The following is a 9,384-nucleotide window of genomic DNA, read 5'->3' as shown; positions in this document are numbered from 1 at the left end:
CCCCTTCCAGCGCGCCGTCATCGCCAAACTGCACCCCGGCATCGAGTTCAGCCCGCCTGTTTTCGGCGCAATCGAAGACGACCGGGATCTGGCGGCCCGGCTCGAAACGCCCGAGCATCACCACGGCGGTGAGCACCTGGCCAGGATGGGCGTCGTTGCGCCGGGTGAAGCGGTGATCCACCACGATCATCCGGTTGGTCAGCGGGAAGAGATAGGTCCAGGGGCGATACCAGGAATTGATCGCATTCTGCGAGGCGACGACGGCCTGATCCGGCAGGGTCGCCACGGTGCGGCTCGCCCAGGTGTATTCCATATAGACGGCGAAGCTGATCATCGCGGCGCCCGCCCCGGCGGGGACGGCCCAGGGCGCGATCCGCCCCGGCGCGGCACGCCGGACCAGATGCACGATGCCACCGACGGCGAGACCGACGGCGGCGGCCGCGACGAATTCCAATATCATGTACTCTCACTCCCTGAACGCTTCTTCCCGATTCGTCTCGCAGGCCGTTTTCCCGGTCCTTGCGTGCATTCTATCACACCAGACCACCTTTGCCCTGTCCGATCGCCGATTGCATGGTCCGTACGACCACGAAGGCGTCGCGCAGATGGCTGCGCTCGAAATCGGTGAGCGCGGCGGGAGCCATGTAATTGTCTGGCTTGCGTCCGGAACCGACCTGTGCCGCCTGGTTGCGCAGCCGCGTCCCGGCGATGAGATCATAAGCCGCGAGCAATTCTCGCCCGCCCGACGGGCTCACCACCCCGCGCTCGCCCGCCGCGATGAGCCGCGCGCGGGTATTGATCGCGGTTACACCACCCTGCAACGCATAGACGCGCCCCAGATCGACGATGGGGATCACCCCGCTCAGCTTCATGTCGATATGGTCGCGATGCTCGCCGGAGCGGATCGTGGCGATACCGCGCAACAGGCCGAGCGGCGGGCTGTGCGTGAGCGAATTCGCGATCATGTGCGCCACGAAGATCGAGTTGCGCCGCGCCTTTGCCAGCGTTTCCTCTTGCAGATTGGCAAACAGCGCGAAGCTCCCGCCGATCGGGCGCAGATCGAACATGACTGACGCCAGCATCTGTGCTTCCGGTGTCGGATTGTCGATCCAGCGGCGGAAATACTCGCGCCAGACCCGGACCGGCTGGCACCAGCGCGGGGTCACCGCCATCATCTCGCCGGGGCAATAGACGTAACCGATCGCGTCGAGCCCGTCGCAGACGAAGCGGGCGAGCTGCTCGAAATAGGGCATGTCGGCATCGCTGACGCTGTCGTCGAGAAACAGGCAATTGTCCTGATCGGAGACGCCGGTCTGCTCCTGCCGCCCCTGTGAGCCGCAGGCGAGCCAGAGATAGGGCACGGGTGGGGGGCCGTATTCGGCCTCGGCCATGGCCAGAAGCCGGCGCGTCGCGGTATCGGCGATATCGGTGATCAGACGCGTGACGACGTCATGCGCGTTATGCGCCCCCACCAGCTGCCTGAGTAGTTGCGGGATACACTGTGTCACCTTCGCGAGCGCCTCCACGCTCTCTGCCCGGGCGGCGTCACGCACGAGCTGCGCCGAGGAGACCGCCTGGAAGCGGGTGAGATCGGTCTGGGTGACGATGCCCGCGAGCTTGCCGCGCGCGATCACGGGGAAATGCCCGATCCGTCGCTCCAGCATACGGTGCAGGATATCCGAGCCGAGCTGGTCCGGGGTGAGGGTGAGCGGATCTCGGGTCATGACCTGCGCGACCGGTGTCTCGGCGGACAGCCCTTCCGCAACGACGCGCGCGGCCAGATCGCCGGTGGTGATGATGCCGGCGAGCTTGCCGTTTTCCGCAACACAGATACTGGAGATACCGCGATCGCGCATCAGTTTCGCCGCTGCGGCCACCGGCGTATCCGGCGTGCAGGTCACCGGCGCGCGGGTCATCAGCTGCGAGACCTTGAGCGTCGTCAGATCGCCACTGCGCGGCTCCGGCGGGCGCAGCCGCGAGAAAAAACGGGCAAAGGCGGGCTGCTCTGCGATCAGGCGCTGCAGATCGGCGGCGGGCAGCATCAGGAGCGCGGCATCCTCCGCCACCCCGGCCGACGTCGCCGCCTTGCCGTCGCGCAGGAGGCCGCGCTCGCCGAAACTGTTGCGCGGACCCAACAGCGAGACCAGCGCGCCGTTGCGGTCGTGAATCTCGATGCGGCCGCTGCGGATCAGATAAAGCCCGTCGAGCGTCTCGCCAAAGGCGTAGACCGCCTCTCCGGCTGCGAGGCTCACAGGCACAAACAGATCTGCCACGCGGGAGAGTTCCTCGCGTGGCAGGGAATCATAGGGGTGCACCGTCTCCAGAAAGGCGATGATCGTATCCGTCGCGTCGCGATCCTCGGCCATGATGGTGGTCCCCAAAAGGCGTGTGATGCGGGCCGGATCACCCGGCCCGCATCGATCTCGTCAGTGGTCGATCGCACCCGCAGCCCCGCGCGGCACGCGGATCGAGTAGACCAGCTCCTGGATCTCCTTCGGCGGCTCACGCGTCACGCTCATCACCGCATAGGCCACGGCGAAGTTGATGACGGCACCCACCGCACCGAAGGAGAGCGGCGAGATCCCGAACAGCCAGTTATCCGGCGTGTTCGCGAGCATGTTGGTGCCCGGGATGAAGAACCAGCCCAGATAGGTGAAGATGTAGAGCAAGGTCGCGATGAGACCCGCCAGCATCCCCGAGACCGCGCCTTCGGTGTTCATCTTCATGGAGAAGATGCCCATCATCAGCACGGGGAACAGGGTCGCCGCCGCCAGACCGAAGGCGAGCGCCACCACCTGCGCGGCAAATCCCGGCGGGTTGAGCCCCAGATAGGTGGCCACCGCGATCGCACCCGCCATGGAGATACGCGCCGCAAGCAACTCGTTCTTCTCGCTGATATCCTTCATGAAGGTGGATTTCAGCAAGTCGTGACTGACTGCGGAGGAGATGGCGAGCAACAGTCCGGCTGCCGTCGAGAGGGCTGCCGCCAGCCCGCCTGCCGCAATCAGCGCGATCACCCAGCCAGGCAACTGCGCGATCTCCGGATTGGCCAGCACCAGGATATCCCGGTTGAAGGTCACCATCTCGTTGCCCTCCCAGCCACGCTCTGCGGCGATGGCCTGGAACTCGTCCGAAGCATCGTTGTAGTACTGGATCAGGCCGTCATTGTTCTTGTCCTCGAAGGCGAGGAGGCCCGTCTGCTCCCAGTTGCCCATCCAGTCTGGTCGCTCGTCATAGGCGATCGGCTGTTCCTGGGTGCCATTGGGGAAGATCGTGGTGATGATGTTCAGACGCGCCATCGCACCGACCGCCGGCGCGCTGAGATAGAGCAGCGCGATGAAGATCAGGGCCCAGCCCGCCGATTTGCGGGCATCAGCCACGCGCGGCACCGTGAAGAAGCGGATGATCACGTGCGGCAGACCCGCCGTACCGATCATCAGCGACATGGTGAACAGGAACATGTTGAAGGTCGAGCCATGCTGGCCGGTATAATCCTGGAAGCCGAGTTCCAGCAGGACTTCGTTGAGCTTGGTCAGCAGGGGCAGGCCCGATTCCGCATGGGTCGAGAACAGGCCCAGCGGCGGGATCGGGTTGCTGGTCAGCTGCAGGGAGATGAACACGGCGGGGATGGTATAGGCCGTGATCAGCACGCAGTACTGCGCCAGCTGCGTGTAGGTGATTCCCTTCATGCCGCCGAGCACGGCATAGAGGAAGACGACAGCCGAGGCGATCAGCAGTCCCTGCCAGCTCTCCACTTCGAGGAAGCGCGAGAAGGCGACACCGGCGCCGGTCATCTGGCCGATCACGTAGGTGATCGAGATCACCAGAAGGCAGATCACCGCCACGATGCGCGCGGTCTGGCTGTAGAAGCGGTCGCCGATGAATTCCGGCACCGTAAAGCGCCCGAACTTGCGCAGATAGGGCGCAAGCAGCAGGGCGAGCAGCACGTAGCCGCCGGTCCAGCCCATCAGGAAGCTCGAATTGCCGTAGCCGACGAAGGCGATCAGACCCGCCATCGAGATGAACGAAGCCGCCGACATCCAGTCGGCGGCGGTGGCCGCACCGTTGACGATCGGGTTGACGCCGCGGCTGGCGGCGTAGAAGTCCGCCGTCGAGCCGGCCCGCGCCCAGATGGCGATGCCGACATAAAGCGCAAAGGACGCGCCGACGACGAGAAGATTCAGCGTGAATTGATCCATCGTTGCGCCCTCACTGCTCGTCCACGTCGTACTCGCGATCGAGCCGGTTCATGTACCAGGTGTAATAGAAGATCAGCGCGATGAAGGTCAGGATGGAACCCTGCTGCGCGAACCAGAATCCGAGATCGGTGCCCCCGATCGGAATCCAGGAGATCAGCGGACGGAAGACGATGCCCAGGCCGAAAGACACGAATGCCCAGATGATCAAGCAGATGAAGATGATCCGGACATTGGCCTTCCAGTAGGCGTCGTTGGACGACGACTTGTCAGACATGAACGTTTACTCCCTTTATTTTTCGAGGACGCCGTTTACCTGATCGAATCAGGGGAGCCGCCCAAAGCTTTCCTTGAATCGAACGGTCCGCGCCGTGTCGCGCCCCGGAAGGGGGAGCAATGTCAGCGCTCACGTTCGCCAGGCCTCTGTTTTTGGTGGTTCGTCTGGCGCAGCGACGGCTCTTCGGCGCAGCTGCCGGCTTCCCTCCCCATCTTCCTCGGACGAGCCGCCGACTTCCCGCACCCGATGGACGCGCGATCACAAGCCGAATTCAGCAAAGCTGCCGACGCCCGTCGATTTGGTGCTCCCGCTTTGTTGCGGGTTCTTGCGATTGATGCGGCCATCCCGCCTGAACGAGGCATGACACCTCGCCACGACATGACGCGACACACGACGATACGACTACACCCGTCGGTCTCGTGCAATTAGACTTAAGTGTGTCGGCAACGATCCGGCGCAGAGTGATCGCCAGCGTCCCGGGCCCGTCCGGACGCCGGTCATGGCGGATACTGCATCAGTGGCGATGCGCCTCAGTGACGATCTGCGTCGCGGTTCGGATCCCGTTCGCGCTCGGAGCGGTCGATGACGCGGAATTCGGCATCGACGATATCGGGATCACTTTCGCGCTGCGGCTTGACCCGGCGCCCGCGCCCGAACCAGGCGGCGATGGCGGCGGCGATCAGGGCGAGCGGAATCACGACGAGCGCCACACCGGCGGCGAGGATCAGGACGAGGAAACCGACGAGCAGCGCTGCGAGCACGCCGAGCGCAATCGCCCAGCGCGGGACCGTGACCACACGCGGCTCACCATTGACGTATTTTACGTAGCGCAGCATTGACCGGGTCCCGTATCCAGAATCTTCGACGTGAGCCTATACTCTTCATATGGTATGGCGAAAGCATGATTCAAATCACGCCGAGCATCGCGATCGACCCGGATGAGATCGAGGAGCGGTTCATCCGCGCTTCCGGACCGGGCGGGCAGAACGTCAACAAGGTGTCGAGCGCCGTGCAACTGCGTTTCGACATGCAGAATTCACCCGCGCTGCCCGATGCGGTGAAGAGCCGCCTCGCGCGCCTCGCCGGCCATCGCCTGACCCGCGAGGGCGTGATCGTGATCACCGCGCAGAATCACCGCAGCCAGGAGCGCAACCGCGCCGAGGCGCTGGAGCGGCTGACCGAACTGATCCGCAAGGCGACGATCCGCCAACGCCCACGCATTCCCACCCGCCCGACGCTCGGCTCAAAGAAACGACGCCTCGCCGGCAAGACGCATCAGGGCAGGATCAAGGCCTTGCGCGGCAAGCCGGCGCCGGATTGAAGCCTGCCGGAATCGATCGAAGACGGGCCGATCAGGCCGGAGCGCCGCGCATCACCAGCTTGTAGACGATGGAATCGAGCAGCGCCTCGAAAGAGGCATCGATGATGTTGGGCGAGACACCCACCGTCGCCCAGATGTCACCGTCACGGTCGCGCGATTCGATCAGCACCCGGGTGACGGCATCAGTGCCGCCCTGGAAGACGCGGACCTTGTAATCTACCAGTTCGAGATCGTCGATGAAACCCTGATACTTGCCGAGATCCTTGCGCAGGGCCACGTCCAGCGCGTTGACGGGGCCGTTGCCCTCGGCTGCCGAGATCATGGTCTCCCCGTCGAGCATCACCTTGACGATCGCTTCGGCCACCGTGGTCAGATCACCGACAGCGTTGTAGCGGCGCTCGACATTGACGCTGAAGCGATCGACGAGGAAATAGCCGGGCACCTCGCCGAGCACACGCTTGACCAGCAGATAGAACGAGGCGTCAGCGCCCTCATAGGCGTAGCCCTGCGATTCCTTGCGCTTGACCTCTTCGAGCACCCGGTTGAGCCGAGGATCATCCTTTTCGAGGTTGATGCCGATGCGCGCCAGTTCGGCGCGGATATTCGACTTGCCGCCCTGATCGGAGACGAGAACCCGGCGCAGATTGCCCACATGCTCCGGATCGACATGCTCATAGGTTTTGGGGTCCTTCAACACGGCGGAGGCGTGGATGCCGGCCTTGGTTGCGAAGGCGGAGGCGCCGACATAGGGGGCGTGGCGGTTGGGGGCACGGTTGAGCAATTCATCAAGCGCCCGCGAGACCTGGGTAAGCCGCGCGAGCTCATCCGCCCCGGCCTTGAGCGCAAAGCGATCCGCCCAGGGCTGCTTGAGAGCGAGCGTGGCCAGCAATGTGACGAGATTGGCATTGCCGCAGCGCTCGCCGAGCCCGTTCAGCGTGCCCTGGATCTGGCGCACGCCCGCCTCGATGGCTGCGAGCGAATTCGCTACCGCGCAGCCGCAATCGTCATGGGCGTGGATGCCGAGATTCTCGCCCGGTACATGGTCGCGCACATCAGCGACGATGCGCGCCACCTCCTCCGGGAGCGTGCCACCATTGGTATCGCACAGGACCACCCAGCGCGCGCCGGCTTCGTATGCCGCCTTGGCGCAGGCCAGCGCGTAATCCGGGTTGGCCTTGTAGCCGTCGAAGAAATGCTCGCAATCGAGCATCACCTCGCGCCCGCGCGCTTTCGCTGCCTCGACACTCTCGCGAATGCCGGCGAGATTGTCCTCGAGGCTGATCTCCAGCGCCACATGCACGTGGTAATCCCAGGATTTTGCCACGAAGCAGATCGCATCCGCATCCGCATCGAGCAGCGCGGCGATGCCGGGATCGTTGGCGACCGAGCGCCCCGCGCGCTTGGTCATGCCGAAGGCCGTAAACTGCGCCCTGCGGGTGCGCTTTTGCGCGAAGAATTCCGTATCGAGCGGATTCGCGCCGGGATAGCCGCCCTCGACGTAATCGATGCCGATCTGGTCGAGCAGGTTGGCAATGGCGATCTTGTCGGCGAGGGAGAAATCGATGCCCGTGGTCTGCGCCCCGTCGCGCAGGGTGGTGTCGAAGAGATAGAGCCGTTCGCTCATGACGTCACCTTTCGTGCGGGCTCGCCTCCGAGCCGTTTCGACATCGTGGTATTGGACAGGAATTCCCCGTTGCGCATCACCGTGTTGCGCCGCTCGGGCGTATAGCCGCGCTTCTCGAAGAAGAGCAAAGCCGTCTCGCTGGCATCGACGGAAAGCTCTTGGGCCCCGCGTGCCCCGGCGAGCTTTTCCAGCGCATCCAGCAACGCCGTGCCCACCCCCATCCCGGCGCAATCGGGATGCACATAGAGCATCTCGACCATCCGGTTCTCCTTGAGCGTGGCGAAGCCCGCAGGGTCGCCGTCGATCGCGGCGATCAGGGTCAGATGCGCCGCGAGTTTCTCGCCGAACGTATCGACGTCATCGGCCGCTGCGGCCCAGGCCTCGCGCTGATCATCGGAATAGTCCTCTTCCGTGAGCACCATGACGGCCGCCTGGAAAATCGCCCCAAGCAGCGGCGCATCCTCGGGCAGGTAGGGGCGGAGCGTGACTGTGGGAAGGGTCATGGGTTTTGCTCCTCGCAAGGGAGGACGCGAACCGGGAGGCTCGCGCGATCTCCCCTCTCCCTTGAGGAGAGGGGCCGGGGGTGAGGGTGGAACCGCCGAGTGGACATGGTGATCGAAAGACCCTTCATGAGCGCCCCTCACCCCCAATGCCCTGCATCACGCCATCCCTCATCCGACCAGCTCCCAGGTGGCGGTGCCGTCTTTATTATCCTTGACGGTGACGCCGAGCCGGTTGAGCTCGTCGCGGATGCGGTCGGCTTCCGCGAAATCCTTTGCGGCGCGGGCTTCGCTGCGGGCGGTGAGGAGGGCGTCTATACGCGCACGCAGGTCCGGGGCGATCGCACCGGAAGCCGCAGGCGCGAAGGTCGCCGGGTTGAGCAAGCCGAGAAAGGCGAGGCCTGCGGCGAGCGCTTCGGTCTCGCCGGCCTTGCGCAGACGGTGCAGCTCGGCCACCGCGCCGGGCGTGTTGAGATCATCGCACAACGCCTCGACGAGGCCCGGCGGCGGCGCGTCGGAAGGCGTAATCCCGGCGATCCCCTCCGCAGCATGCCAGGCCTTGAGATTGGCCAAAGCCTCGTCCAGCCCGCGAACTGTCCAGTCGATCGGGGTGCGGTACTGCGTCTTGAGCATGGCCAGACGCAATACCTCGCCGGGCCAGGCACGCCCCCCGAAATCCTCGCTGGCGAGCAATTGGTGAATCGTGATGAAGTTGCCGAGCGATTTCGACATCTTCTCGCCTTCCACCTGCAGAAAACCGTTATGCATCCAGACATTCGCCATGCGCTGCGAGCCGAAGGCGCAGCAGGATTGCGCGATTTCGTTCTCGTGATGCGGAAAGACCAGATCGATGCCGCCGCCATGGATGTCGAAGACATTGCGGTCGGCATCGTCGCACTGGATGCGGGTGTCGAAGGCCTCGATCAGATGCTTCCACGACATGGCCGAGCATTCGATATGCCAGCCCGGACGCCCTTTGCGCGCAATGCCGCCTGGCGATTCCCAGCCGGGTTCGTTGTCCTGCGACGGCTTCCAGAGCACGAAATCCATGGCATCGCGTTTGTAAGGCGCCACATCGACGCGCGCGCCGGCGATCATCTCGTCGAGGGAGCGGCGCGCCAGCGACCCGTAAGCGGGCATGCGCGGCAGCTTCTCCATCGCGCTCACTGAAAACAGCACGTGATCCTCCGCCACATAGGCCGCGCCGCGTGCGATCAGCCGGTCGATGATGGCGCGCATCTCGCCGATATGCTCGGTGGCGCGGGGCTCCACATCGGGCTCGAGGCAGCCGAGCGCCTTCGCATCGGCCTTGAACTGCGCCTCGGTCGCCGCTGTGACCTTCGCGATCGCCTCGTTGAGGGGGAGATCGGGATAATCACGCGCGGCACGGGCATTGATCTTGTCGTCGACGTCAGTGATGTTGCGCGCATAGGTGACATGTTCGGGCCCGTAGAGATGGCGCAGCA

General features: G+C 64.5%; 9 protein-coding genes. 1 reads left to right on the top strand and 8 read right to left on the bottom strand.

The features are described from left to right. The 5 genes from VKP01_RS12165 to VKP01_RS12145 all read right to left on the bottom strand — a co-directional run. Positions 1-460: hypothetical protein (locus VKP01_RS12165; protein ID WP_324412651.1), on the bottom strand; the 460-nt coding region annotated here is incomplete at its 3' end. A gap of 73 nt (positions 461-533) precedes the next feature. Next, positions 534-2,366: a DUF294 nucleotidyltransferase-like domain-containing protein gene (locus VKP01_RS12160; protein WP_324412649.1), complete on the bottom strand. Its 1,833-nt coding sequence runs from the start codon at positions 2,364-2,366 to the stop codon at positions 534-536. A 60-nt stretch (positions 2,367-2,426) separates the two neighbouring features. Beyond that, positions 2,427-4,199 (bottom strand): sodium:solute symporter family protein, encoded by a 1,773-nt coding sequence (locus VKP01_RS12155; RefSeq protein ID WP_324412647.1) that lies wholly within the window; start codon positions 4,197-4,199, stop codon positions 2,427-2,429. A gap of 10 nt (positions 4,200-4,209) precedes the next feature. Further along, entirely contained in the window at positions 4,210-4,473 is a 264-nt protein-coding gene (locus VKP01_RS12150; protein WP_074443852.1) for a DUF4212 domain-containing protein, read from the bottom strand. Positions 4,474-5,003: 530 nt separating this feature from the next. Then, the gene (locus VKP01_RS12145; protein ID WP_324412644.1) at positions 5,004-5,309 is read right to left on the bottom strand and encodes a hypothetical protein; all 306 of its coding nucleotides are present in this window, start codon (positions 5,307-5,309) and stop codon (positions 5,004-5,006) included. Positions 5,310-5,374: 65 nt separating this feature from the next. Here VKP01_RS12145 and arfB point away from each other — a divergent pair, with 65 nt between their 5' ends. Next, positions 5,375-5,794: an alternative ribosome rescue aminoacyl-tRNA hydrolase ArfB gene (arfB, locus tag VKP01_RS12140; RefSeq protein ID WP_324412642.1), complete on the top strand. Its 420-nt coding sequence runs from the start codon at positions 5,375-5,377 to the stop codon at positions 5,792-5,794. A gap of 31 nt (positions 5,795-5,825) precedes the next feature. Here the strand turns inward: arfB and cimA are convergent, their stop codons facing one another. From cimA to VKP01_RS12125, 3 genes are all read right to left on the bottom strand, one after another. Next, positions 5,826-7,418, bottom strand: coding sequence for a citramalate synthase (cimA, locus tag VKP01_RS12135; protein WP_324412640.1), 1,593 nt, complete (start codon positions 7,416-7,418; stop codon positions 5,826-5,828). Continuing rightward, the gene (locus tag VKP01_RS12130; RefSeq protein ID WP_324412638.1) at positions 7,415-7,921 is read right to left on the bottom strand and encodes a GNAT family N-acetyltransferase; all 507 of its coding nucleotides are present in this window, start codon (positions 7,919-7,921) and stop codon (positions 7,415-7,417) included. Before VKP01_RS12130 ends, cimA begins: the two co-directional genes overlap by 4 nt. A 168-nt stretch (positions 7,922-8,089) precedes the next feature. Next, the coding region (locus VKP01_RS12125; RefSeq protein ID WP_324412636.1) for a cysteine--tRNA ligase at positions 8,090-9,384 on the bottom strand (1,295 nt) is incomplete at its 5' end.

Origin of the sequence: Saliniramus sp. (assembly GCF_035311605.1) — a bacterium.
Classification (GTDB): domain Bacteria; phylum Pseudomonadota; class Alphaproteobacteria; order Rhizobiales; family Beijerinckiaceae; genus Saliniramus.
This window is presented reverse-complemented; position numbering and strand designations above follow the sequence as displayed.

What these genes read in the sequence shown, in the direction of transcription:
- cimA (WP_324412640.1), bottom strand. Translation starts at nt 7,418, where the DNA reads ATGAGCGAACGGCTCTATCTCTTCGACACCACCCTGCGCGACGGGGCG.
- arfB (WP_324412642.1), top strand. Translation starts at nt 5,375, where the DNA reads ATGATTCAAATCACGCCGAGCATCGCGATCGACCCGGATGAGATCGAG.
- VKP01_RS12160 (WP_324412649.1), bottom strand. Translation starts at nt 2,366, where the DNA reads ATGGCCGAGGATCGCGACGCGACGGATACGATCATCGCCTTTCTGGAG.
- VKP01_RS12155 (WP_324412647.1), bottom strand. Translation starts at nt 4,199, where the DNA reads ATGGATCAATTCACGCTGAATCTTCTCGTCGTCGGCGCGTCCTTTGCG.
- VKP01_RS12145 (WP_324412644.1), bottom strand. Translation starts at nt 5,309, where the DNA reads ATGCTGCGCTACGTAAAATACGTCAATGGTGAGCCGCGTGTGGTCACG.
- VKP01_RS12130 (WP_324412638.1), bottom strand. Translation starts at nt 7,921, where the DNA reads ATGACCCTTCCCACAGTCACGCTCCGCCCCTACCTGCCCGAGGATGCG.
- VKP01_RS12150 (WP_074443852.1), bottom strand. Translation starts at nt 4,473, where the DNA reads ATGTCTGACAAGTCGTCGTCCAACGACGCCTACTGGAAGGCCAATGTC.